General features: G+C 59.0%; 21 protein-coding genes, 1 tRNA gene, 1 pseudogene and 1 other annotated feature. Of the genes and pseudogenes, 8 read left to right on the forward strand and 15 right to left on the reverse strand.

Annotated elements, in window-relative coordinates:
- Positions 1–3: 3 nt before the first annotated feature.
- Both dinB and BLU11_RS11850 read right to left on the reverse strand, forming a co-directional pair.
- Positions 4–1,056 carry a DNA polymerase IV gene (dinB, locus tag BLU11_RS11845; RefSeq protein ID WP_090273590.1) on the reverse strand — a complete coding sequence of 351 codons (1,053 nt, stop codon included), beginning with the start codon at positions 1,054–1,056 and terminating at the stop codon, positions 4–6.
- Between the two features lie 37 nt (positions 1,057–1,093).
- Entirely contained in the window at positions 1,094–2,272 is a 1,179-nt protein-coding gene (locus BLU11_RS11850; protein ID WP_157718670.1) for a GGDEF domain-containing protein, read from the reverse strand.
- 214 nt (positions 2,273–2,486) lie between these two features.
- On the opposite strand from BLU11_RS11850, the gene BLU11_RS11855 reads away from it, so the two are divergent.
- The 6 genes from BLU11_RS11855 (at position 2,487) to BLU11_RS11880 (ending at position 9,155) form a co-directional block, all read left to right on the forward strand.
- A tRNA-Met gene (locus BLU11_RS11855) sits at positions 2,487–2,563 on the forward strand.
- A gap of 292 nt (positions 2,564–2,855) precedes the next feature.
- The gene (locus tag BLU11_RS11860; RefSeq protein WP_090273593.1) at positions 2,856–4,274 is read left to right on the forward strand and encodes a coniferyl aldehyde dehydrogenase; all 1,419 of its coding nucleotides are present in this window, start codon (positions 2,856–2,858) and stop codon (positions 4,272–4,274) included.
- A 27-nt stretch (positions 4,275–4,301) separates the two neighbouring features.
- Positions 4,302–4,847 carry a twin-arginine translocation pathway signal protein gene (locus BLU11_RS11865; RefSeq protein WP_090273595.1) on the forward strand — a complete coding sequence of 182 codons (546 nt, stop codon included), beginning with the start codon at positions 4,302–4,304 and terminating at the stop codon, positions 4,845–4,847.
- A gap of 15 nt (positions 4,848–4,862) precedes the next feature.
- A complete protein-coding gene (locus tag BLU11_RS11870) occupies positions 4,863–6,452 on the forward strand; it encodes a GMC family oxidoreductase (RefSeq protein WP_090273597.1) in 1,590 nt (529 codons plus the stop codon).
- A 29-nt stretch (positions 6,453–6,481) separates the two neighbouring features.
- Complete coding sequence (locus BLU11_RS11875) at positions 6,482–8,446, forward strand: alkyl/aryl-sulfatase (RefSeq protein ID WP_090273598.1); 1,965 nt, start codon at positions 6,482–6,484, stop codon at positions 8,444–8,446.
- Positions 8,447–8,492: 46 nt separating this feature from the next.
- Positions 8,493–9,155, forward strand: coding sequence for a TetR/AcrR family transcriptional regulator (locus tag BLU11_RS11880; protein WP_090273600.1), 663 nt, complete (start codon positions 8,493–8,495; stop codon positions 9,153–9,155).
- A gap of 23 nt (positions 9,156–9,178) precedes the next feature.
- Here the strand turns inward: BLU11_RS11880 and BLU11_RS11885 are convergent, their stop codons facing one another.
- Both BLU11_RS11885 and BLU11_RS11890 read right to left on the reverse strand, forming a co-directional pair.
- On the reverse strand, positions 9,179–10,969 hold the full coding sequence (locus tag BLU11_RS11885; RefSeq protein WP_090273601.1) for an arylsulfatase: 1,791 nt from the start codon (positions 10,967–10,969) through the stop codon (positions 9,179–9,181).
- Positions 10,970–11,068: 99 nt separating this feature from the next.
- On the reverse strand, positions 11,069–11,275 hold the full coding sequence (locus BLU11_RS11890; protein WP_090273602.1) for a hypothetical protein: 207 nt from the start codon (positions 11,273–11,275) through the stop codon (positions 11,069–11,071).
- Between BLU11_RS11890 and BLU11_RS11895 the strand changes: the two genes are divergently transcribed.
- Complete coding sequence (locus BLU11_RS11895) at positions 11,276–12,139, forward strand: LysR family transcriptional regulator (RefSeq protein WP_090273604.1); 864 nt, start codon at positions 11,276–11,278, stop codon at positions 12,137–12,139. It begins immediately after the preceding gene.
- Positions 12,140–12,155: 16 nt separating this feature from the next.
- Here the strand turns inward: BLU11_RS11895 and BLU11_RS11900 are convergent, their stop codons facing one another.
- From BLU11_RS11900 to BLU11_RS11945, 11 genes and pseudogenes are all read right to left on the reverse strand, one after another.
- Positions 12,156–13,301: an HPP family protein gene (locus tag BLU11_RS11900; protein ID WP_090273605.1), complete on the reverse strand. Its 1,146-nt coding sequence runs from the start codon at positions 13,299–13,301 to the stop codon at positions 12,156–12,158.
- A gap of 164 nt (positions 13,302–13,465) precedes the next feature.
- Positions 13,466–13,657 (reverse strand): annotated as a pseudogene (locus BLU11_RS19820) (hypothetical protein); the annotation flags it as partial.
- 61 nt (positions 13,658–13,718) lie between these two features.
- The gene (locus tag BLU11_RS11905) at positions 13,719–14,978 is read right to left on the reverse strand and encodes an IS256 family transposase (RefSeq protein WP_090271862.1); all 1,260 of its coding nucleotides are present in this window, start codon (positions 14,976–14,978) and stop codon (positions 13,719–13,721) included.
- Positions 14,979–15,002: 24 nt separating this feature from the next.
- Entirely contained in the window at positions 15,003–17,780 is a 2,778-nt protein-coding gene (locus BLU11_RS11910; protein WP_157718671.1) for a transglycosylase domain-containing protein, read from the reverse strand.
- Between the two features lie 78 nt (positions 17,781–17,858).
- Positions 17,859–18,134, reverse strand: a complete 276-nt coding sequence (locus tag BLU11_RS19290; protein ID WP_157718672.1) for a hypothetical protein — start codon at positions 18,132–18,134, stop codon at positions 17,859–17,861.
- A gap of 243 nt (positions 18,135–18,377) precedes the next feature.
- A complete protein-coding gene (locus BLU11_RS11920) occupies positions 18,378–20,504 on the reverse strand; it encodes a hypothetical protein (RefSeq protein ID WP_090273611.1) in 2,127 nt (708 codons plus the stop codon).
- Positions 20,501–21,151, reverse strand: coding sequence for a hypothetical protein (locus BLU11_RS11925; protein WP_172828690.1), 651 nt, complete (start codon positions 21,149–21,151; stop codon positions 20,501–20,503). The genes BLU11_RS11920 and BLU11_RS11925 overlap by 4 nt, the downstream gene beginning before the upstream one ends.
- Before the next feature lie 38 nt (positions 21,152–21,189).
- Complete coding sequence (locus BLU11_RS11930) at positions 21,190–21,582, reverse strand: type IV pilus modification PilV family protein (RefSeq protein ID WP_090273615.1); 393 nt, start codon at positions 21,580–21,582, stop codon at positions 21,190–21,192.
- Positions 21,563–22,009: a pilus assembly FimT family protein gene (locus tag BLU11_RS11935; protein WP_090273617.1), complete on the reverse strand. Its 447-nt coding sequence runs from the start codon at positions 22,007–22,009 to the stop codon at positions 21,563–21,565. The genes BLU11_RS11930 and BLU11_RS11935 overlap by 20 nt, the downstream gene beginning before the upstream one ends.
- Positions 22,003–22,449, reverse strand: a complete 447-nt coding sequence (locus BLU11_RS11940; protein WP_090273619.1) for a type IV pilin protein — start codon at positions 22,447–22,449, stop codon at positions 22,003–22,005. Before BLU11_RS11940 ends, BLU11_RS11935 begins: the two co-directional genes overlap by 7 nt.
- A 203-nt stretch (positions 22,450–22,652) precedes the next feature.
- Positions 22,653–23,966, reverse strand: coding sequence for a serine hydrolase domain-containing protein (locus BLU11_RS11945; RefSeq protein WP_090273622.1), 1,314 nt, complete (start codon positions 23,964–23,966; stop codon positions 22,653–22,655).
- A 149-nt stretch (positions 23,967–24,115) separates the two neighbouring features.
- On the opposite strand from BLU11_RS11945, the gene BLU11_RS11950 reads away from it, so the two are divergent.
- Positions 24,116–25,329, forward strand: a protein-coding gene (locus tag BLU11_RS11950) for an IS3 family transposase (protein WP_090272669.1) whose coding sequence is annotated in 2 segments (ribosomal slippage) — positions 24,116–24,392 and positions 24,392–25,329 — 1,215 coding nt in all. Because the reading frame shifts where the segments join, the coding sequence is not laid out codon by codon here.
- Positions 24,385–24,501: a sequence feature (AL1L pseudoknot), on the forward strand. (Overlaps the previous gene by 117 nt.)
- Positions 25,330–25,454: the final 125 nt, after the last annotated feature.

Genomic DNA, 25,454 nt, shown 5'->3' on the forward strand with positions numbered 1-25,454 from the left:
CCATCAGAACAACAGAAGCTGCTCACCCAGCGGGCTGTGTGCGTTGTCCAGCCGCACGCCCACGCCGATCAGCCGCACCGGGCGCTCACCGCGGGTAAAGGCCTGGCTGCACAAGGTCTGAAACCCCTGGGGCGTGATCGGCGCACCGGCCTGCTCCAATGTGGTCTGGGTAAAGTCGTGGAACTTGAGTTTGACGAAGGGCTTGCTGATTCGATATTGGCCTTCGAGCCGGCCCAGACGCTGGGCCAGTTTGTCCAGCAGCGGTGGCAAGGCATCGAGGCAAGCCTGCAGGTCCGGCAGGTCGCGGTCGTAGGTGTTTTCCACACTGACTGACTGGCGCGCTCGGTCAACCACCACCGGGCGCTCGTCAACTCCTCGCGCCAATTCCCACAAGCGCTCACCGAAACTGCCGAATTCCCGGGCCAGATCCTGCTTGCGCCACTGACGCAGCTCGGCACAGGTATCCACACCATGCTTGTGCAGACGCGCCGCAGTCACCTTGCCTACGCCATGCAGGCGATTGACCGGCAGCGCCAGCACGAACTCGTCAACCTCCTCAGGGAGAATCACTTTCAGCCCATCGGGTTTGTTCCAATCACTGGCAATCTTCGCCAGAAATTTGCTCGGTGCCACGCCGGCCGACACTGTGATGCTTTGGGTTTCCTGCACGCGGCGGCGGATTTCCTGAGCGATCAGCGTCGCGCTACCACGGCATGCCGTGCTGTCGGTGACATCGAGAAATGCCTCATCCAGCGACAATGGCTGCACCAGCGGCGTGTACTCATGGAATATGGCCTGAATGGCCACGGAGACTTCCCTGTAGACCTGCATCCGGCCGGGCACGATCAACAAATCGGGGCAGAGTTTCTTCGCATAGGCCGAAGCCATGGCCGAATGCACGCCATAGGTGCGCGCCTCGTAGTTACAGGTAGCAATAACGCCGCGCTTGCCGGGGTCACCGCCGACTGCCAGCGGCCGGTTGCGCAGACGCGGGTCATCACGCATCTCGATAGCGGCATAGAAACAATCGCAGTCGATGTGAATGATCTTGCGCAAAAGGGCTCTTCCGGCGGGGTTGGCCGGATAGTGTACATCAGACTACCACTACCCGATTACGCCCGGCCCGTTTGCCGCTGTACAGCCCTTCATCCACACGACGCAAGGTCTCGACTATATCTGTCTCGCCATCCCACACAGCAGATACAGAAAAGGTCGCGGTGATGGTTCGGGGTTCTCCCTTGAGCATGACCGGCGAGGTTTCCAGTCGCGTTCTCAGCCGCTCGATAACCCGTTCGGCCTCGGTTGCCCCGGTATCAGGCAGCAAGATGATGAACTCTTCGCCACCAAAACGCCCGACCACATCGCCTTCACGCAGCTGGGCGGTGAACAGATCGGCAATATGCTTCAGCGCGATATCGCCAGCGTCATGGCCAAGCTCATCGTTCAGTGATTTGAAAGAATCCAGATCAGCCATGGCCAGACAGATACTGGTGCCCTGCCGCCGGCAGCGCTCACGCTCGCGGCGGAACAGCATCTCGTACTGACGGCGGTTGAACAATCCCGTCAGAGGGTCGGTGGTTGCCTGGCGCTTGAGCTCCTGCTCCAGCAACTTGCGGCGCTCCATTTCCTGTTCCAGCTCGCGGTTTGCCTTGTTAGCCTGATTGAACATCGCATACTGCCTGCGCTGCACTATATGCAGCTGCTGCGAAGTAAAAAAGCCTGTAACGACCGGTAACGCCAGCACAAAGAAGGCGCCGATAAGCACATCGACACTCCGCCCATTCATCGCGATACAGACCAGGGCCAACACCACACCTGCCACTGCGGCCAGCAGCGTCAGTACCAAACGATTGGGCACGAACAGGAACATCGCCAGCAACATCAGACCGATGACGCCTATGGTAAAGGTAGCGATATCCGGACGCAGAAAATAGATAGGCATAAACAGGACAAAGCCGATGATTTCCAGCGCGGTGGTCACACGACCGCTGGATATCAGCTCCGGTCTTCTTTTCAGCATGAAAGCGAAGGCGAACAGCAGAGTTGCCTGTAATACTCGACAAACAAGCAGGATGTAGAAATCTCGAGACCAACCCAGGCTCTGCAAGTCCAGCACACCGAACAGTAATATCAAGCTGCCCCATACGATCAACGCAACTCGCAGATGACGTGCCGACAAAGGTTGCATGTGCACACGATAGGCGTGCTCGACCGCGGAATCAGCGAACTCACCCAGCGCAGTGAGCTTGTATTGTTTCGTGGAATTGTTCATGGACATTCCTTGCTTGTTCATACGCCGTATAGCATGTTGACTACCGCTACGGATAGCCCAGGCCACCCCTGGCTGGAGCACCTCAATCATGGCACAAAGACATTACACCGTCCTGATTAAAGTGCGTTTTTCCATGTGATCCCCTACGCAAAAAATTCTTTTCGCATCAATCGCTTGACAGCCTCCCGAGAATGAGTAGAATGGCCGCCACAGACGCGGGGTGGAGCAGTCTGGTAGCTCGTCGGGCTCATAACCCGAAGGTCGTAGGTTCAAATCCTGCCCCCGCAACCAATATAGAAAATGCCTCGGATGCTCACCCATCCGGGGCATTTTTGCATTTGGGATTCCTGTCCCACTTCGTTTGACCGCTGTCCTTTTGCAAAGTGCAAGCTCGCAACGTATCAAACTTCAGAACGGTCATCCTCCGCCCAATACCATCGCGGATACCTTCCGGCATCCGCTTCAGATCGGACAAAAGCCTGGCGGCCACTCATCAGTCAGACGCCGCGCCCTTGACCCCACTCCGCAATTGCTCTACAAGCATTAGATTAATTACTCTAAACATTGCCCGGAGCTTCCTTGGATGGACAGTAGCCCTTCCCAGAGCGAGACCAGCGAGCATCTGGCTTTTTTACTGAGCTGTCAGCGTGGCGCCTTTCAGGCCGAGCCCATGCCATCGCTGGATATTCGTCTCACCTGGCTGAAACGCCTGCGCTCCGTGTTGGTGAGCGAACAAGAGTCGCTGGTCCAGGCTGTGAACCAAGACTTCGGCAACCGCTCACGCGACGAGACCCTGTTTGCCGAAATACTCCCTACCCTGCAATCCATCGACCATACCTGCAAACATCTGCGCCGCTGGATGAAGCCCTCCCGACGGCCGCTGGGCATCGCCTTTCAGCCGGGTTCAGCACAGGTGGTCTACCAGCCGCTGGGCGTGGTGGGGGTGATAGTGCCGTGGAACTATCCAATCTTTCTCGCCATGGGCCCGCTGATCGGTGCGCTGGCGGCGGGCAACCGGGTGATGATCAAGATGAGCGAAGCCACACAGGCCACCTCACAACGGGTCAAGGAATTACTCGCCCAGGCGTTTCCCGAGGATCAGGTGGCTGTGGTGCTGGGTGAGGCTGATGTGGGTGCGGCTTTTTCCCGTCTGCCCTTCGATCATTTGCTCTTCACTGGCGCCACCAGCATTGCCCGGCATATTCTGCGTGCCGCCGCGGACAACCTGACGCCGGTGACGTTGGAACTGGGCGGCAAGTCCCCCGCCATCGTCTCGCAGACGGTGCCACTGGACGATGCCGCCGAACGCATCGCCTTCGGCAAGACCATGAACGCCGGGCAGACCTGTGTGGCGCCAGATTACGTACTGGTTCCGGAAGCGCGCGTGGAGGCGTTCGTCACTGCCTATCGTCAGGTAATCGGCAGGTTCTATCCGCAGCTCGTCGACAACCCCGACTACACCAGCATCATCAATCCGCGCCAGCAGGCCCGATTGAACAGCTATCTGGAGGACGCCCGAGCCAAGGGGGCACGTTTGCTGCCGCTGTTCGACGAAGCTCAGGAGCGGCGTCTGCCGCCTACGCTCTTGCTGGATGTGACCGATGACATGCTGGTGATGCAGGACGAAATCTTCGGCCCGCTGCTGCCTATAGTGCCCTACCGGCAGATCGATGATGCCATCGCCTATATCAATGCTCGCCCCCGGCCACTGGCGCTCTACTATTTCGGTTACGACCGTGACCAGCAACAGCACGTGGTGACTCAGACTCACTCCGGCGGAGTGGGCTTGAACGAAACCCTGCTGCACGTGGCGGTATGCGATCTGCCCTTTGGCGGCATCGGGCCCTCCGGTATGGGCCATTATCACGGCCATGAGGGCTTTCTGACCTTCAGCAAGGCCAAGGCGATATTGCGCAAGCCGCGCTTCAATGCCACCCGGGTGCTTTATCCACCCTATGGCACCAGGCTGCAGAAACTCGCCCGCAGGCTACTGATTCGCTGACCGGCCAATAATGAGATAACAATAACAATGACCAATATCATCGCAAATGCGCCCGGCCTGAATCGCCGGCAACTCCTCAAACTGGGTCTGTTCGGCACGGCTGTGCTGGCTACCGCTGGCGGTATCGCCAGTCTCTCCGGCTGTGCTGCGGGCAGCTCGGCACCCGGCTTTCAGCAATTGCGGGAGGACGATCTGCCCATGCTGCGCCGGGTCATTCAGACGGTTCTGGCCGAAGCGTTACCGGCAGCGCGAAGGGCCGAAGGGGTAGAAGGTGTATTGCTAGCGCTGGATAACAACCTGAACCGGCTGTCCCCCAGCTTGAACCGTCAGGTCCTGCAACTGTTCGACCTGCTCACGCTGAGCGTAACCCGCGGCCCGGCGACGGGTATCTGGGGTCCTTGGGAAAATGCCAGTGACGAGTCAGTACAAGCCTTTCTCAAACGCTGGGAGAACAGCTCGTTCGCCCTGTTGCAACAGGGCCAGAGCGCGCTGACCAATCTCATTTTGCTGTCCTGCTATAGCAGTCCCGCGTCCTGGCCGCAATGCGGCTACCCAGGCCCACCGCGTATCTGAACAGGGAGATATATCATGCCGATTCCGGATCTGTTCGCCGAAGGGCTCAAGCGCGATTGGCAAGTAACCAATGCCTCACAGCTGGAGCAGGACTTGACCCTGGAAGCCGACATCGCCATCGTCGGCAGCGGTGCCGGCGGTGCCACCAGCGCTGAGGTACTCAGCGCCGCTGGCTTCAAGGTATTGCTGATAGAGGAAGGCGGGCTGTTCACCAGCAGCGATTTCAAGATGCAGGAAGATGAAGCCTACCCTGCCCTCTATCAGGAGGGACTGGGGCGCATGTCCAAGGATGGCGCCATCACCATCTTGCAGGGCCGCGCCGTGGGCGGCACAACTCTGGTCAATTGGACTTCCTGTTTCCGCACGCCAGAACCAACCCTGGCACATTGGGCCAGCGAGCATGGGGTGCGCGGTCACAGCAGCGATGAGCTGGCGCCCTGGTTTGCCCGGCTGGAAGAGCGCCTGGGCATCAGCCCCTGGACCATGCCGCCCAATGGCAACAATGATGTACTGCGCCGCGGCTGCGATGTGTTGGGGCTGCATTGGCAGCCGATCCCGCGTAACGTGCGCGGCTGCTGGAATCTCGGCTACTGCGGGCTGGGCTGTCCGACCAATGCCAAGCAATCGATGCTGGTCACCAGCATTCCGGCAGTACTGGATCAGGGCGGCGAGCTGATTTACCTGGCCCGGGCCGAGCGGCTTCAACTGGATGGTGACCGGGTGATCGGTCTCGAATGTGCGGCCATGGACGAGCGTTGCGTGGCGCCGACCGGTCGGCGCATCCAGATTCGCGCCCGGCATTACATTCTCGCCGGCGGCAGCATTAATACCCCCGGGTTGCTGCTGCGCTCGAAGGTGCCTGACCCCCACAAACGGGTCGGCAAGCGCACCTTTCTGCACCTCACCAGCTTTTCCTGGGCGCAGTTCGAGCAGCCGATCAATCCCTTCTATGGCGCACCGCAATCGGTTTATTCCGACCACTTCCAATGGCAGGACGGCGCCGCCGGGGCGATGGGTTACAAGCTGGAAGTGCCGCCCCTGCAGCCGGGCTTCAGCGCCACGGTACTGGGTGGCACCGGTGTGGCCAACAGCGAGCTGATGCAGCAACTGCCCAACAGCAACATGATGATCGCCCTGCTGCGCGACGGCTTTCACCCGGACAGTGCCGAGGGCACTGTCCAATTGCGCAGCGGCGGCTCCCCGGTACTGGACTACCAATTGACCGATTACACCTGGGATGGAGTGCGTCGCACCTATCTGAGCATGGCCGACATCCAATTTGCCGCTGGCGCCCGTGCGGTCACACCAATACATAACGATGCCCGTCCGGCACGGACTATGGCCGAGGCGCGAGAGATGATCGACAACCTTGATCTGCGCCGCTTCAAGACCCGCCTGGGCAGCGCCCATGTGATGGGCGGCTGCGCCATGGGCGACGATGCCAGCCGGGCGGTCACCGACAGCCTGGGCCGGCATCATCAATTGGAAAACCTGTCGATCCATGACGGCTCGCTGTTTCCCACCAGTATCGGCGCCAACCCGCAGCTGTCTATTTATGGGATCACCGCCCGACTGTCGAGCCTGCTGGCCGAGCGGCTGGCATAAGCCCCCTACCTCATACCGGAGCACACAAAATGAACAAGACCTTCTGTCTGACCGCATTATTGGCCGCCACTCTGTGGCTGCCCTACCCCGCCACGGCTGACAGCCAGCCCGCGGAACCGGCAACCATTCAGGCCAATGCCGAGGTGCTGAAGCAACTGGATTTCAGCGAACGCCAGGCCTTCGAGGATGCCCGCCGCGGGTTTATCGCCGCTGCTGACAATGAGCCGCTGCTCAACCCCGATGGCAGCACGGCCTGGAACCGAGCGGCCTATGATTTTCTCGATCAGCAGCCAGCGCCGGATACCGCCAACCCCAGTCTGTGGCGTCAGGCTCAGCTCAACAATATCCACGGCCTGTTCGAAGTGACCGAAGGGATCTACCAGATCCGCGGCATGGATCTGGCCAATATGACAGTGGTCGAGGGCAAGACTGGCCTGATCATCATCGACCCGCTGCTCACCCCGACCACCGCCCGGGCCGCGCTGGACCTTTATCTGCAGCATCGCCCGGACAAGCCGGTGGTCGCGGTGATCTACACCCATAACCATGTGGACCACTTTGCCGGCGTGCGCGGTATCGTCAGCGACGAGGATATACGCAAGCAGCGGGTGCGCATCTATGCTCCCGAAGGCTTCATGGAGCACGCGATAAGCGAGAACGTGATCGCCGGCAATGCCATGACCCGCCGCGCCATGTATATGTATGGCACCGGTCTGCCGGCCGGCCCCACCGGGCATATCGACAATGGCCTGGGCAAAGCGTTGAGCATCGGCGCACTGACGCTGATTCCGCCCACCGACATCATCTCCAGCAATGGTCCGCAGACCATCGACGGCGTGGAGATCAACTTTCAACTGGCCCAGGGCAGCGAGGCGCAGTCCGAATTCATGCTGTATTTCCCGGCCAGCCGGGTGCTGAATACCGCGGAGGTCACTTCGCACCAGTTGCACAATATCTACACCTTGCGGGGCGCAGAGGTACGTGATGCCAACCGCTGGTCGCGTTATATCGACGAGGTGCTGGAACAGTACGGCCCGCGTACCGATATCCTGATTGCCCAGCATCACTGGCCGGTCTGGAGCCAGGATGAAGCCAGGCATTTTCTAAGCGCGCAACGGGACTTGTACAAGTACATCCATGATCAGAGCGTGCGCTTGATGAACAAGGGCTATCGCGCGGACGAGATCGCCGAGCGTATCCAGTTACCCGACAGCCTCGCCAGCCAATGGAACGCCCGCGACTACTACGGCACGCTGCGGCACAACGCCCGCGCCATCTACCAGAAATATTTGGGTTGGTACGATGCCAACCCCGCCAGCCTCAACCCTTTATCAGCCCAGAAGGCAGCGCGCAAAAGCATGGAGTACATGGGCGGTATCGATCAGGTGATCGGCCGCGCCCGGCAGGACTTCGAGCAAGGCGAATACCGCTGGGTAGCCTCGGTCATGAGCCAGGCGGTGTTTGCCGAGCCGGACAACCAGACCGCCCGGGAACTGAATGCCGCTGCGCTGGAGCAGCTCGGTTATCAGGCCGAGTCCGGCCCGTGGCGCAACGTTTATCTATCCGGTGCCATGGAGCTGCGCAGCAGCACAAGCGAGCGCGCCGCCGGCGCCGTCGCTACCGACCTGCTGCAAGCGCTGGATACCGGGATGTTCTTCGATCTATTGGGCGTGCGGCTGAATGGCCCCAAGGCCGCAGGCAAGCATCTGGTGCTCAACTGGCACTTCACTGACACCCGGGAGCGGTTCCGCGTCAATCTGCAGAACGCCACGCTGACCTGGCTGCCCGAGCGCCAGGCCGAGCAGGCCGATGCCGGCATCACCATGACCCGAGCCACGCTGGATGCTATCCTGACCCAGCAAAACAGCTTCCCCGCCGCCATCAAGTCTGGCGAGATCAGCATCACCGGCAATCCGCAGGCGTTTCTCCAACTGATGAGCCTGATGGATGATTTCACCCCAGACTTTGCGCTGATCGAGCCGGTCAGCGACTAAGCGGAGAAGCGGAAAAGGGGTCAGCAAGACAGTGAGAGATCAACCTATGGCTGCAAAGCCAAGCACCCGAGAGCGTATCCTGCAAGCAAGCCTGGAGCTGTTCAACACCCAGGGCGAGCGCAACATCACCACCAATCACATCGCCAGTCACTTGGGCATTTCACCCGGCAATCTCTATTACCACTTCCGTAACAAACCCACGATAGTGGCTGAGCTGTTCACCGAGTTCGAAGGGAAGATGGAGGTCTTCTTTACTCTGCCCGAACAGGCCGCTGTCAATCTTGAAGACAAGGCCCGCTACCTGGAAAGCCTGCTGGATATCCTCTGGCAGTATCGTTTCATGCATCAGGGACTGGAATATCTACTCGAATCCGACCCCGAGTTGGCGGGCCGCTATCGGCAGTTTTCCCAGCGCAGTCTGTGCAACACCCAGAAAATCTATCTGGCATTTGCCGAGGCGGGGATTCTGCAGCTCAACGCACAACAGGCGGAAACTCTGAGCATCAATGTGTGGATTGTGCTGAGTTCATGGATGCAGTTTCTGACCACCACCCAGGGCGCGCAACTGAGCCTGAGCGAGCAGCTGCTGCGCCGGGGTATCTATCAAATACTGGTGCTGGAGGAAGGCTATGTGGTGCCGGCCTATCGGGAGGCGGTCACCTCCCTGTGCAACCGGCTCTATGTACCCTTGGAGGACATCACCTGCTGAGAACCATTCACCGACACTGATCGCTACCGGCGGCGTCTGAACCAGGCGAACAGCGCCCAACCGATCAGCAAGATCAGAATGACAACACCCACTAGCAATTGGGCGCCGTGGCGGGCAAGAAACTGTTCTCGGGCATTGCTGTTCAGTTGCTGCCAGGCGTTGTAATCCTTCGGCACTTCGACCAGCCCGTGCTCGGCGACGAAGTCGTGATAGGCCTGCACCAGCTCGGCGACACGCTCGGGTTGCTGCGCCGCCAGGTCATCGCGTTCCAATGGATCCTCGCGCATATTGAACAGCAGCTTGCCGGACCGCGTAGCGATGGCGCTCGAGTTCGATACCACCAGCTTGTAGTCGCCTTGCCAGATGGCCATACCGCCGGCCAGCTCATAGACGATCACCTCATCCTCAGCATGGATACGCTCGCGCTCGCCACGCAGCAGCGGCGCCATGCTGGTACCCATGATGCGATGCACCTGGCGCTCCTGATACTCGCCATCCGGCGCCGGCGTACTGGCCAGTTCCAGCAGCGTCGGCGCGATATCGGTCACATAACCAAAGGCGGCGGTGCGCGAGCCCGGCTCGATCACACCCGGCAAACGCATGATCATGGGCACCCGCAGCCCGCCATTGAATGGAGAACCCTTGTAGGAATAGAACGGCGAGTTGGACGCATAGGCCCAGCCGGGGCCGTATTCGCTCCAACTGCCGGGGCGGCCCAGATCGGTCTGGTCCTGATCGTAGCGCAGGCGATAGAACAGCGGCGCGATATCGGTCAATACCGTAGACTCGGCGCCGTTGTCGCTCATGAAGATCACCAACGTGTTGTCATACTCGCCACTGGCCTTGAGGTGGTCGATAACCCGCCCGATATTCTCATCCATGGCCTGTGCCATGCCCGCGTACACCGCCATCTGCCGGGCGCGGTAGGCGCGCTCTTCATCGCTGAGGCTGGCCCAGTCGATGGTCGGGGTATCGTAGAAGGTGCCCCAATCGCCGCTGACCACCGACTCTGCCGTGGCCGGCAGCAGCCCCAGCTCGGTCAACCGTTCATAGCGGCGCTGGCGGATGATATCCCAGCCCTCCTGATACGCCTCGGCATACTGCTCGACATAGGATTCCGGCGCTTGGTGCGGGGCATGCACCGCCTGGAATGCCAGGTAGGCGAAGAATGGCTGATCGCTGTCCGGCTCACTGCCCAGATACTCGATCAGCTTGTCGGCATCAAAGGACGACGAATAGAAATCCTCCGGCAACTTGATGGGTTGGCCATCCTCGACCCAGGTCGCGGTGCCGGCAGGCAGATAATGCTTGGCCTCCCAGTTGTCAGCCCCGCTCTCCAGCAACGCCACCGAGCGGTCGAACCCGCGGGCGTTGGGCAAACTTTCCGGGCGACTGCCCAGGTGCCATTTACCGGCCATATAGGTACGGTAGCCAGCATCCTGCAGCAAAGCCGGAAAAGTCACGGCCTGGTCGTTGAGCCAAGTTTCGTAGCCAGGCTGGCCCTTCTGGTTGTCAGCCATGATCTCTTTCATATTGCCCATGCCGACCTTGTGACTGGTGACGCCGGTCAGCAGCATCGCACGGGTTGGAGAACAGGTCGCGGCCACATTGAAGTTGCTGAACTGCAGCCCTTCGGCGGCCAGCTCATCGATGTTCGGCGTACTGATCTCACCGCCATAAGCGCCGGGATCGGAAAACCCCATATCGTCAGCGACGATCAACAGTATATTGGGGCGGGGGTCAGCCTCGCCGGATAACGGCACCAGTAGCGCCAGAGTACCCAGCAATCGGGCCAGGAGCGGAAATCTGAACATGGCATGCAATCCCGTTTGTCGTTGTTGTTCTCAGCAAGAATCGCCTTTATTGACTGTATAGAGCAATTACTCTACTTTGTAAAGAACCTGCCTGTCTGATCAATCCAGCGGTCCCTGCAGGCGCCCCATGGTCTGGCATTCAGCCTGGCGACCGCTGGCGCAGCAGCCCAAGGGCTCAGCCAGGCGGAGATCGAACAGTTGGGCGCTGACCTTACGCCCATAGGCGCGGAGAGCGCTCCAGACAATATAGAGCTCACCCTCCCCCGTCTTGCTAGAATGCCCCTTTCCTCCCTGAGAATTGTTCATATGGATATCAGCCTGGCCCGCACCTTTCTGGAGATCGTTCGTTGCGGCAGCTTTGTCGCGGCGGCTGATCGGCTGCATGTCACCCAGGCCGCCATCACCTCGCGCATCCAGAGCCTGGAAAATCAGTTGAATTGCACGCTGTTCATCCGCAACCGCTCCGGTGCCCGGCTGACGGCTGATGGCGAGGCGTTCATTACCCATGCCACGCAGATGATTCAGGCCTGGGACAATGCCCAACGTGATCTGCCGCTGCTCAAGGGTTTCAGCGATGTGCTGCATGTGGGTGGTGAGGCCAGTTTGTGCACGCCGCTGATTCTGGACTGGGTGCGGGCGCTGCGTCGGGAGATTCGGGAACACTCCATTCGCGCCGAGATCGGTGACAGCGGCACCTTGATGCAACGCGTCGAACAGGGTTCGCTGGATGCCGCGCTGGTTTATCAGCCGGAGTATCTACCTGGCCTGCAGGTCGAAGAGCTGCTGGAAGAAAAACTGATTCAGGTCTGCCTGCCCGGTCAGCGGGAGCCTTATGTGTATATCGATTGGGGCGAGAACTTCCGACGCCAGCATGATGCCGCCCTGCCCGACAAGGCCCGCGCCTCGGTCAGTTTCAATCTTGGTCCGCTGGCCTTGCAGTACATACTGGAGGCCGGCGGGTCAGGCTATTTTCGCAGCCGCGTGGTACAGAGCTATCTGGATAATGGATTGCTTGAGGCGGTACACATGGCACCGGAGTTCAGCTTTCCCACCTATCTGGTGTATTCGCGCCAGCGCGAATCAGCGGTACTCAATCAGGCCTTGACGTTGCTGCGCGAACTGGCGCGTACCCCGCAGGACTGGTCCCAGCGCTGGGACCCGATGATCTGAACAGCCGCATACCCGATCAGGCCAGATGGCTGACCAGATCGCGGTGCAGCGCCGCTATCACATCAGTCTGAGTCACCAGCCCAACCAGTTGCCCGTTATCCAGCACCGGCAGGCAATGCAATCCCTGGTTCGACATCAGCGGAATCATGTCCACCACGTGCGTTTGTCCATCTACGGTGACCACCGGTGTGGTCATGACCTTGTGCAGCGGCTGATCACGCCACAGGTTGATTCGCGTGGGCAGCATTCTCCCCATCGGCAGATCCAGTTGCGCCAGCAGATCGCCCAGACTGGTGATGCCCTGCACCACACCTTCGCTGTCTACCACCGGCAGGGTTTTCACATGGTGGTGACGGAAAATTCGGATTGCCTGCATCACCGTGGTGTCCGGTCCAACAGTGCGGATGTCTCGGGACATGATCTGTTCGGCGCGGATATCGCCCATCTTGCGTCGGAGCGCAGAGCTCTCGGTATCACGAATGATCTGCTCCAGATCGTGACGGGTAATATCGACAAAAGAACCGAATTGATCCAGCGCCCGATCCAGATCCTCCTCAGTGAAACCCACTCGCTGACCGGGCAGAATATCGCGGGTATGGTGCAGGTCGGCTCTTGGCATCTGCTTCGGATAGCGCACGCCGGTCAGGTTGTTGTACAGCGTGGCGCAGAACAGCAGACAACATGCATTGAGCATGACCGGCAACAGCAGCCAACCTCCCAACGGCCTCAACAGATCACCGGCAAGCACGACGACCAGCACCAGGGCGCAGGCCGGGGGATGTAGACAACGCAGCAAAGACATACCCAACACTACGCTGGCAACCGCACCCACAAGCAGCCAACTGAGAGGCAACGGTGGCAGAGGGAGGTGGAGCGCTGCGATACCGATTACGCCCGCCAGCAGATAACTGCCCAGCACTGGCCAGGGCTGGGCCAGCGCCCCGGACGAGACCACGAACAAGAGTACCGCCGAGGCGCCTGCCGGACCCAAAAGAATCATCGCCGTGTTGTTGCCATACAGCAGATCTGATAGCCAGAAAGTGCAGGCCACCGCCACGCCCACGCCAGTCGCGGCACGCAGCCACTCCCCTGGGCGGGTCTGAATAGTACGCGGCAACCAACCGAATAAACGTCGGGATAGGGTCAGTAAACGACCAGACATCGTCATGCTCCTGCCGGCAGTAGGTGACGGCCAGAAGAGCACATCAGAAACCGGATTTTACCAATTGAGATAAGAAGGGCCAGCTATTCTGCCCACCGGCATAGCGATAGACAATTTAATAATAATTGAGAAGTGATAAAGTTATTTTTATATAAGTACCTATGTCAGTCATGGTGCTGAGCTAGTGCCGTAGCTGGTGTGATGAGATAGGGTGTCAGCACGGGCGCCATGCTTTTCAGGACTTGTGCGGGAAGTGCTGAAGTGAAGTGGAACTTCGCGGCGTCGGCGCCGGGTACGAATGCGGTCAACGTCCCGAAGTGGTTCGGACCGAGAAAGAAAACGAAGGTTGCCGTGCGTGGGACTGTCAGATTTTTTGTGTTCGGGCCGTTAATGGCCTGCCATCAGGTAGGCCCTCACTTACCAGGTCGGCCTGGTGAAGCGATCTTCGTATAGGATCGCGAACTGATTCATAGCGGCTTTCCAGTCATGTGCCGCGTTACCCCAGTTGGCAGTGATATTACGTAGCGCCAACCAGATCAACTTCGTCGCGGCCTCATCCGTTGGGAAGTGGCCCCGGGTTTTAATGATCTTACGCAACTGAGCGTTGATGCTTTCAATCGCATTGGTCGTATAGATCACCTTTCGTATGGCGGGCGGGAACACAAAGAACGGAATGACCCTATCCCACGCACGCCGCCAGGCTGCTGTGACCGTCGGGTACTGCTTACCCCATGGCCCAGCTTCAAACGCGTCCAAAGCCTGCGCTGCGACCTCGGCGTTGAGCGCCTGATAGATGGGCTTGAGAGCTTTGGCCAGCTCTCTGCGCTTGTCCCAGCCTGCATAATCAAGGCTGTTGCGGATCAGATGTACAATGCAGGTCTGCAAGGTGGTATCCGGGAACACCGCACTCAGGGCTTCAGGTATGCCCTTCAGGCCGTCAGTCACGGCGATCAATATATCTTCTACGCCTCGGGTCTTCAGATCGTTGAACACCTTCATCCAGAATTTGGCGCCCTCCGTCGTTTCGATCCAGATGCCCAGAATATCCCGTGTACCGTCCGGTAACACCCCAAGCGCTAGGTAAACGGCCTTATTGCGAACCAGGCCCTCGTCCCGAATTTTGACCCTCAAGGCATCGAAAAAGATGACCGGGTACATTGGCTCCAAGGGGCGTTGCTGCCAAGCGCTAATCTCTTCCAATACGGCATCGGTAACCGAACTGATGAAGTCATGAGAAACATCGGTTCCGTACTGCTCGGCCAGGAAGGCTCGGATTTCACGAACCGTCATGCCTCGGGCATACATGGCAATGATCTTGTCGTCAAAGCCGGTAAAGCGGCGCTCATGCTTGGGAATCAGGATCGGGGCAAAGCTGCCGTCGCGGTCTCGGGGGATGTCCAGACGCAGCGGGCCATCATCGGTGAGCACTGTCTTGCCGCTCCGGCCGTTACGCTGGTTGCTCGCCCCCTCTGGGCGCTCAGCACCTTCAGGGTAGCCAAGGTGATGCCCTAGCTCGGCACCAAGGGCCCGCTCGATCAACGCCTTCTTGAACGCCATCGAGGCATCCTGAATGGCTTCAGCGCTCATCGGGCCATTGACGAACTGATCAATCAGCTCTTTGGGAATTGCTGGTAGGTCTCGCGGGGTTTCACGCCCCGGCTTCTTCTTGGTCGGCATACATGCATCCTCTGCTGCAACATGTTATGCCCAAACACAAAATTTATGACACCCCCCCGTGCGGTTCATGACCTCACTGGAAATAACCCTGCCACCGGCCGCCATGGTATGAATTCGATTGTCACCGGTGCCGGTTTTTCCGCCTACCGCCAGCGGCTCACCATCGGCGGTCATGAATACCCCCTGCAGGCGTCGCCCCGTTCCGTCAAGCACGACAGCCGAAAGTGCGTTGCGCAGCGCTGTCGCCACCTCGGGATGCAATACCTGCTTTGCATCAAGTGACAGCGGCTCGAAGCGGGTTTCCCAGGGAGTGGCAGCGGCGAAGTGCAGGTTATTGATGCGTCGCACCTCCAGCCGTCGCCCCTCATTGAGAATGATGCCCATCAGCTCAGCCAGTGCGCTCGGTCGATCGCCGGAGCTGCCCAGGGCCGTGCCCAGCGAGGGCACCAGATGGGGAAAGGGATAGCCAACCCGCTGCCACCGCTGATGCAGGGAATCAAACGCCTCACGCTCCAGCATGGTGCGGATTCTGACGTTTCTCGCGCTGGTATGGCGGGTGCGGAACAACCAGGCGTAGACCTCCTGACGCTCAACCGCACTGGCGGACAACACCTCATTCAGCGTCGCCTGCGGGTTGCGCTTGAGATAACCCAGCAACCATAGTTCCAGCGGATGGATCTGCGCAATATAACCCTGATCCGTCAGATTGTATTTACCCGGGCGATAGGCTTCATATAGCCGTTCGATGCGCTCCGGTTTTTGCGGTACCCGCACCCGCTTCACCAGGAATGTACTGAAGGTTTCAAAGTCTGCCTGCGGATAAAGATTGCGATATACCACCGACAAGCGCGCGGCAATAGGTTGCACTTGGTCCATCAACTGCTCAAACCGCTGCTGCTCGTCCATACCCGCATAACGTCGCCAGAAGCGTTGAAGATAGACCCGACCCTCACGGTCGGCGAATGTCTGCAGCCAGGCTTCGCGGCGTGGATCACGGTCGTTGCTGAGCAGGCTATCGGCATCTTCCACGCTGTCATGCAATGAATATCGAACCACATCACGCAGCAGTCGTACGAAGGGCAGATTGATGGATTCCTGCAGCGCTTGCTGCACTGTCGGCCGGCGTCGATTATCTTCCTTGCGGAAGTTTTCAAAGTGCTGCACGCCTCCGCCGGTGGCAAAACCCTCCCAGGGCGAGGCGGAGTAACGCCGTTGCAACGCAGCGTCGAGCAACGCAGGCAGGTCCGCTCCCGGGTTGGCGCTCAGATAACCCGCCGCCCAGCGGGTAAGCGGATCACTTGCCTCGGACCTGGCTGTACGTAAAGTGTCGGCGTCCGCATCAGCCAGCGCATCATGCAGTTCGGCGATTATTTCAAGATAACTGGTCAGCACCCGCAGCTTCGCGGTAGACCCCAATTCCAACTTGCTACCTTGGTTGAGGTCGAACGGCAGGCCGGTGGTATCCGTTTGTACACGGACCTGGTTACCGGTCGCGGTTCGCTCCATCAGAGTGAAGCTGTAACGTATCTCCGCAGCCTGCTTGCCAGATAGCAAGGTGTCCCCCAACAGCCCGACCTCACGGGCGGTGTCTTCGTCTGCCAGGCCCTGAAGGAACTCGCTCACGGCCCGTTGCAGTCCTGCATCCAGACTGCTGCTGGCACTCATATCGAGCCGGTCCAGTTCATAGAGCGAGCGGCCGAGCATGGATGCCAGCTGGTTGCGGGTAACCCGCACGGCCTTGTTCACCTCGATCTGCTCATGCAGCGGCTGAGTCTGCCAATCACGAAACGACACCACTCCGATCAATCCCGCCTCGGCCAATTCGTCGTCGATGCGCCGATCGCTGGCCAGTAACCGAATATGGCTATCAACCAGCTCCGCCAACTCGGCGCGCCCATCCAACAGGTACCAACTGGGCCGGCGCTGCGCAATGATCAAGGACAGCGCCTGGCGCAGGGCCACAGCCTGAGCGGGCAGCCCCCGTTCACCATTGAGCCCGGCGCGGAAACGGTCGATATCCTCGGCAAACCAGACCCACAGCGCATCACCGAAGCCATGCACTTCACCATGGCCGGGGGCCGCCGTCAGTGGCACGCTGTTGAGATAATCCAATACCAACTGCCGGCGTACCTCGAGCGTCTGCGGGCCGGTGCTATAGGCACGCACACTGGCTGATGCCATCTGCCGTAATTTATCCATCGGCGTCTGGGTACGCCCTTCGAAAGAGTGCCGGTATTTTTCTATCTGAGTTGCGAGGGTACTGGCGCCGTGGCTGGGGCCACTGCCGCCCAGCGAACCGACCACCATAGCCACGGATGCGCTGGCCAGGCGAGGCCAGTCCACCGCCGGGTTGGCGTGCTCCAGCGTCGGGTCCAACAGATGCCGATTCTCGATGAACAACAAGGTTTCCACCAGCAGCGGCGGAATATCTTCATACTTGTTGAAATGAAAACGCGGATAGGCGAACTGATATATGGGCTGACCACGATAATCGAATATCTGCAGTCCGGCCTGAGTTTTCTCCCGATAAGGCAGAAACAACCCATGTTCTGCATAATCGATCAGTTCACTGGAAAAACGTGCCTGACGACTGACCCCGTAGCCTTGCTGCTGCAGTTGTGGTTGCAGTTTGGGAATGGCGCTATACCCAAGGCGCTCATTGAAAGGCCCTGCGTCCGGAAACCGGATTGCGTCACTCTCGCCCTCGCCGATCTGATAATGCAGCCGGCTGGCGTAATCGCTGATCCATTTTGATTGCAACCAGGCATAACGGAATTCAAAGCCTGCGATGCAGATCAGCATCAGCGAGATAACACCTGTCGCAATCCATATCCGCAGCCTCATAGCCCTCTCGTTCCACTGGTTCGCTTTCAGTCTAGTTCAGGACTGGAATTCCATCAGCGGATATGCGCCTTTCGTCGGGCCAAACACAAAAAAGGCCGAGACAAGCCCGGCCTCCGCTGCACTGTTGCGGTTAACCACCAGCGCCCGCCCCAGCACCGCTTGCACCACCGGAACCAGCACCACCAGTACCAGCGCCAGTACTGCCAGCACCACCACTGGTACCCGAGCCGGCACCACCGCCGGTACCAGTACCAGTGCCGCTACCACCAGTGCCAGGGCCAGCCGGATTGTCGGTATCAGTGGGTGGCGCATCAGGATCGGCACCCGTGGCGTTGTAAGCGCCAGAATCCTGTCTCTGATCCTGCATGGCATCCCGGTCCTTATCATGGTCACCGTCGGCAATAGCCACAGGCGCCGCTGCGGCGAGAGCAAAGGTAAATAAAGCGGTATAGATCAGTTGCTGTTTCATGTCTTCACCTCTGGTTATATTCAGGGGACTACATAAAAGTAGAAATGCGCGGTCGGTATTGGTTCAAACAGAAAAACGCTGTGTCTTCATAAATACCGTCCCCACTGCAGTTGCGCAGAACCCGGAGTCGCCTCGACCGACGTACCGCCTCCGTTGCCGCCTCCATCCGCAGGCATCAAACCGCCAGTTGGATCATAGCGCTCCGCTATTTCCGCCGGCACTCGAAGATTGATAGTGGTACTGGCGCCCATCTTGTTGACCGTGTTGGCATTGCTGCGTTGCGCCAGCGCAGATACATAACCATATAAACGGGCCTGCCCACTGCTGGAGAACAGATTGCCTGCTTTCGTTACGCCAAACACCGTCTTCTCCACAAGGATATCCCCGCCGATATAGGCGCTTCTGGCGCAACCATTGATATTCCCCAATGGACAGCTCCCGGCCATCAATGCGTAATTACCCAGCCCACCATGAGCCCCGTGGCTATAGGTGGACTCACAGAACTTGCCGGGGCGAAAGCTATAAACCGAGTTGCGGCACACACCCAGCGCGGTATGTCCTTCCACCGTAATACCATCGGGGCCAGCGTAGTTCAGCGCAAACACGGCCCCTCCGGCGGTGGTCACATGCAGATTACCAGTGGCAATAAAGGTATTGGTGTAGGTGCCGTTGCCAATTTCCATATTGCCTTCAACCAACACCACCCCCGGCGCGTGATTAACGCCATTAAAGATCCAGCTACCGCTGCGATACTCGGGCAGCGGCGTGCCATCATTGTTGGCATATCCCAATCTGGCGATACACTCACCCGCCGTCTCGTCTCGACGCGACGGCGGGTTGTTGTTGATACAGGCATAGCCGGCGACTGTCCGGTTGGTCCAGTATGGATTACTCGGGTCGAGAATATTGGCGGTGCGATAGAAATACCCATTTCGCCGCACCTCGGCCGGATTGGCGGGGTCATCCCAGTCAACAATACCCTGCACATCCTGCACCTTCACCCGCATCGCCCCATTCACCCAGGAATAGATGTAATTTGCAGCCGTGCGGTAAACATTGGCGTCGAAGACTTCCGGCTCCACTTCCACCGGCGGGACGGGGTCCAGTACTACCGGCTGGTCTGATTTCGAGGCTGAGCGGCGGCAACTGGGGTTGTTGGTAAAGCTCCCCCCGTATCTGGCAGAGGTCCAGGTGGGCGTGCATCCCTTTATTACCAGATTGCCCTCGGCCTGCACTCGGCCAACGGTCGCAGTACTGTTGAACTCCACTGCCCCCTTGGAATAGATGTTGGCAATGGTCGGACTGGGCTGGGTGCGCACCCCAAAACCCGGATTCAAAGAACACCACTGCTGCGCCCCCGCCGCGCATTGAGCTGTGCCGCCTGGCTTGTTGGCCAGCGCCCGTATATCACCATGCCTACCGCCAGTAACCTCCACCGAGCCATTGGCGGTAATCAACTGACTGTTAATGGTATTGGCCAGACAGGCGTTGCGCGTTGCCTTGACTTCCTGAACAGTGAAATTGCCATTGCTTACCAGCACATCACAATTAGCGTGCATCTCCTGAAGGTCCGTCGACGAGCCACCAACGAAGCGGATTGAACGGGTCGAGCGGATGCTATCGATCCCTCCGGCCGACAGCCCGCCCATATTCACCTCACCGTCCACGGTAATGTCGTAACTTTCACCCGGCGCCGTCAGCACCTTGAGGTCACCGGTTATATTGAGGCCGTCACGGAACAGGATCACTTGGCGATTCGGCTCAGGCTCCAGAGCTTCACCTTGGCCCGGCGGACGTATGCGGTATACGACTTCCAGCGTTGTGGTGGCCTCTGCGGAGGATTCCTTGGCCGAGGTAGCCTGTATCTGCAACGTTAGATCTACCCAATCCGGCAGACTCTCGTCATCATAGTTGGTACGCGTCAACACCACACCGCTCAACCCCTCCAGCTGCGGCTGCTCAGTGCGAACCACCTGGTCAAATGCCTCCCAGGTAACCGGGTCAGCGACCACCAGCTCCAGATATTCCTGAAACGCCTCCGCCGCCAACCACGCCCGTTTCTGCGCCATGGTCTGGGCATGCAGACTGACTGACATTTCCTGACTGGAACGCAACTGGGACACCCCCACCAGGGTCGCCGAGGTAAGCGACAACCCCAGCAGCACCACAGTCAGTACCGTGGCAATACCCCGTTGGCGTTTGAGCGTCTTCACGCTTCTCCTCCCTTGAAATTCACCAGGCAGGTACTGCTATAAACAGGCACCGACTCAGTTCCCGTGTCGGGGTCCGCCGCCACCGGATGCTGCGCCTGCAAACGCACCAGCGCCGCGCCCGGCACCCCCAGGTCCACACCGAATGTCTGACAAGACTCTTCCACCAGCTCCAGCGCGACAAAGCCTGCAGTCGTGGGCTCCGGCGTAAACAGAGCCTGACGTTGCGTAACCGACCAGGCACCACTTGGCAGCCCACCGGCACAAGACTGCGGCTGCAGATGCTCAAGAGCGCCCGCCGCAGTGATAAGCAGCCCGGCACATTGCACACCTGCGTTTTCGTCTACGCCGAGCAGACGCCACAACAACAAATTGCCACGTCCACTCGGCGCGCAATCGCTGCCGCGCAATTGCCCCTGGGATGTATTAGAAGTACAAACAATCAGATCAGCACCCGGCGCCGCCCCCTCCATCCCAAACCCCGCCTCCTGCAAATAAGCATGGGCACCCAATAAAGCCGCCGAACGCTCACTCGACAAACGTGCATAGGCACCGGATTCCGCCGTGGTATGCATCACTGTGCGATACAACGCCATCATACCCATCACTGCCAATAACGACACCAACAGTCCGACCATCAAGCTGATCAAAGAGATACCTCGCTGCCGTTGACCGCGCACATTGCCTCCTAATAATCCAACCGAAACTGGCCGTCACCACCCACCAGCGAGCCCGGATCATCCGTCACTGACAGGGTCTCGGTTTGCAGGTTGACCGTCTTATCCACAGTACCAACCCGTACTGTTACGGACAGAGATTCCGACTGCCGGACAAAACCCAACTCACTGCCCGCTACCGACACTCTGTTAATGCTGTCCTCCATCAGCAGCGCCTCGCGCAGCCCCAACAACACCTGATTTTCGGTGGTCGCATAACGCTGCACGGCCAGGGCCTGCACCGTCACATGGGCCAACCCCAAGCCGGTAATGGCAATCAACAACACACTGATCAGCGCCTCCAACAGGGAAATGCCCCGCTGGTTTGCGCGTGAGCGGAGGGGTTTATTGCAGGATGTGGACATCCGTCATACCTCCCTTGGCCAACTGCACAGACACCGGCGCATCCAACAGACCGAGGTTATTCAGATTGATAGGGAAAGCGCCGCCCAGCACGCTCAACTCCACCCCGACAGGCAGTGCGCTACGCCACAACACCTTCTGGCAGTTATCTGCAGCCAGAGTGCATACCCGTAGCTCACGAACCTGTGGATCAAGGACAATCCGAGCAGCTCCCTCCTCACCCTTCGCTCCCCCGGCATTACGCAGCGCTGCAGCCCGAGCATGGGCATAAGCCTGGTTCAGCTGCCCGCCGGCGGTATGCAGATCAGCACTGGCGCCCCATGACGATGTCAGCGGCGTGGCCATCAGCGCCAGCAACCCGACAATCAGCAACACGATCGCCAGCTCAATCAGCGTCAAGCCCGCCTGACTTCTGCGCCGCCTTACCATGAAGTGAATCCGCAATCAGAAGTAGCCGAGCGCCGATTCTCGCCATCCAGCGTCAGTACACAACCCTGCATGGTGCCGCTGCCGGTGGCCTGCAAACGATAGGGAGTACCCGCAACAAAGGAATGGGAAAAATGCTCCGCCTGGGAAGGACTCCACTGGGAGAAAGCAGCCTTGACCGCCGCAGTACCGGCAATATCAGCGGTGGGATACGCAAGGGTACGTTGGAATCGCGCCTCCACCGCTGCTGCCAACCCGACCAGATCAGCCGCTGCGGTCTTCGCGCGACTCTTGTGCACATAACCCTGATACGACGGCAAGGCAATCGCCGCCAGAATGCCCACGATCACCAATACCACCATCAACTCAAGCAACGTCAGGCCAGCCAACCGCCTCGAAAAACCCCGCCGCGAAAGTCGCGAACGCAGCATCGTATAGCCCATGTACCACACTCCAGAAATAGCAGAGAAAACCAGCCATCCCTGGTCGAAATCCCATGGTCATAACGAGCGTTAAAACAAGCGCCGTCTAAAAGTCAGACAGCGAGGAAGAGAAAGAGTCTCAGAAAATTGCCCGGGCCGCAGCTCGGCATGAAGGGTTGTCCCGGCCCGTCATCCCCCGCGAATACGGGGAATCAGGAAACGGATTACGGAGCATTGTCCCGCAACAAATCCGCCAACGCCTCCATCGCCGGAATGGTCAAAGGCATGGTCTGCGCACTGCTGGCAACCGGATGCGAAGACAGCCGCACCATGACCATCCCCACACCCGGGTTGATATGAATCATCTGCCCATGCACACCCAGCGCCTCAATGGCGCCGTCATCGTTATGGCTGATCCACCACTGATTACGATAGGAATAGCCCGGCTGATAATCCCGCCCCGCCGCCTTGAATATCTCCCGATCCGCCCCGGCACGAATGGTATCAACCACACCCGGGCTGACAATCTGCTGGCCATTGAAGCTCCCGTTCAATCGCACCATTTCCGCGAAGCGCGCCAGATCCCGCAGCGTCACATTGAACCCGGCACCGGCCCACTCCGTGCCCTTGGAATCCAACAGCATATAAGCATCCTGCTCGGCACCCAGCTTGCTCCAGATACGCTGCTCGATCAGCGCCGCCGTAGACAGACCCGTCACCCGGCGCAGCACCCAGCCCAACACCTCGGTGTGCGTCGTGCGATAACGGAACGACTTGCCGTGCGGGTCCTCCCCCGCCGTAATCGTCGGCAGATAGCTGTAAAGATCCCGCGCACCCGGATAATCAGGGGGAACCGGACTCATACCCGCCGCCAACGAATACTTCACCACATCGGAATTGCGGTCGGCATACACCTCGCTGTAATCGATATCAGCAGTCATATTCAGCACCTGCTGCACCGTCGCTCCGTGCCAGCCACTACCCTCGAGCTCGGGCAGGTAGTCGGTCACCAGAGCGTCGGGATTCAGCTCGCCCTCTTCAATTAGCTGGGTCGCCAGCAAACCCACTACTGATTTGGTCACCGACCAGAGAATATGCGGCTCATCCTCCGGCACCCCGGCTTGGTACTGCTCAAAAATCACCTTGCCGTGCTGCATGATCAGTACGCCGTCCACGTAGGTGGAATCCAGATACTGGGTGAAACTCATCGGCTCGCCGTCAGGCCCGGTAAAGGTCAGATCAGCAATCTGCTGCTCAAGCCCGTCCGCCCGGGGCAAGGCGTAAACCCCTTCGTTGCCACGAGCCACTCGGCGGGAAGGGAATAGCTCCCGGGCGTGATGGAAGCTCCAGCGTGGATTGGGATACGGGCGCATGAAGCCGGCCTGGGTTATCTGTTTGTCGGCAGGCGGAGGGAAGCCTTGCATCAGTTGAAGTTGATCGGTGCGCACCGACTCGGGGTCGGGCAACTCAGTGGCGATGCCTGGTGCGGATAGCAGAACGGTAGTCAAAGCCAGCCCCCTTAATCCTGATATTTTCATGACAGCGAATCCGGATGATTGTTGTGGTTTGAGGGTATCCAACCTAGGCGGCCCGAGCCAATGGAAAGCAGGCGGATTATTTTGCTGAATGAGGAAGGATTGAATCGCACCGGGTTTCGTGGAGGCCTCAACTCTTGAGAGAATGAGGCATGAAGAAATCTAATAGCTATTCCCCTGAAGTCCGTGAACGTGCTGTGCGCATGGTTCTGGAGAACCTGAAGGACTACCCCTCCGAATGGGCAGCCATCGAATCCATTGCGCCCAAGATCGGCTGTGTCCCCCAGACGCTGCATGGCTGGATACGCACTGATATTGGCCACCGCCCCGGCCAGACGACCGAGGAACGAGAACGCATCAAGGCTCTGGAACGCGAGAACCGGGAACTGCGCAAAGCGAACGAGATTCTGCGCCTGGCCAGTGCGTATTTTGCCCAGGCGGAGCTCGACCGCCGCAACAAACCCTGAACGCCTTCGTTGACGAGTACCGTGACCGCTACGGAGTCGAGTCGATCTGTCGGGTAATCCAGATCGCTCCGTCCGGTTATTACGTGCATGCAGCCAAAGCCCGTCAACCCGAACTGCGAAGCGCTCGTGCCAAACAGGACGAGCTGTTGAGCGATAAAATCCAGCGAGTCTGGGATGACAATATGCAGTGCTATGGCGTCGTGAAAGTCTGGAAGCAACTCAAGCGTGAGGGCATTGATATTGCTCGCTGCACGGTACAGCGGCTGATGCGTCAACTGGGCCTGCAGGGCGTTCGTCGCGGTCATGTGATCCGCACCACCATCCCGAATGAGAACGCGATTTGTCCGCTGGATAGGGTCCAACGCCAGTTCCATGCGGATCGACCCAATCAGCTATGGGTGTCCGACTTTACTTATGTTTCAACGTGGCAAGGCTGGCTCTACGTCGCCTTCGTGGTCGATGTATTTGCCCGGCGTATCGTTGGCTGGCGGGTGAGCAACAGCATGCGAACAGACTTCGTTCTGGATGCCCTGGAGCAAGCGCTGCACGCTCGACAGCCGAGCCGCATGGACGGCCTGATACACCATAGCGACAGGGGTAGCCAATACGTCTCCATCCGATACACCGAGCGTCTCGCTGAGGCCGGCATAGAGCCCTCTGTAGGCAGCAAAGGCGATAGCTATGACAACGCTTTGGCTGAAACCATCAACGGGTTATACAAAGCGGAGCTGATCTATCGGCAATCCTGGCGTAGTCGCGAAGCCGTGGAAATCGCCACTTTGAAATGGGTTCACTGGTACAACCACCAGCGGTTGCTGAGCTCGATTGGGTATATACCCCCGGCAGAAGCTGAGGCAAACTTCTACCAGCAACAATCCGGTCAGACCATGGCGGCCTGACTTAAACGAAATGGCCTCCATAAAACCCGGTACGATTCAGATGGTTCGCGTGATAGGCCTGACGAGGTAGCTCATCCTCCGAAAATGACCGATCATCGCAACGGCAGCGACCTTGCCAAAAGGCC

Source organism: Halopseudomonas litoralis (assembly GCF_900105005.1).
In the GTDB taxonomy this organism is placed as follows: domain Bacteria; phylum Pseudomonadota; class Gammaproteobacteria; order Pseudomonadales; family Pseudomonadaceae; genus Halopseudomonas; species Halopseudomonas litoralis.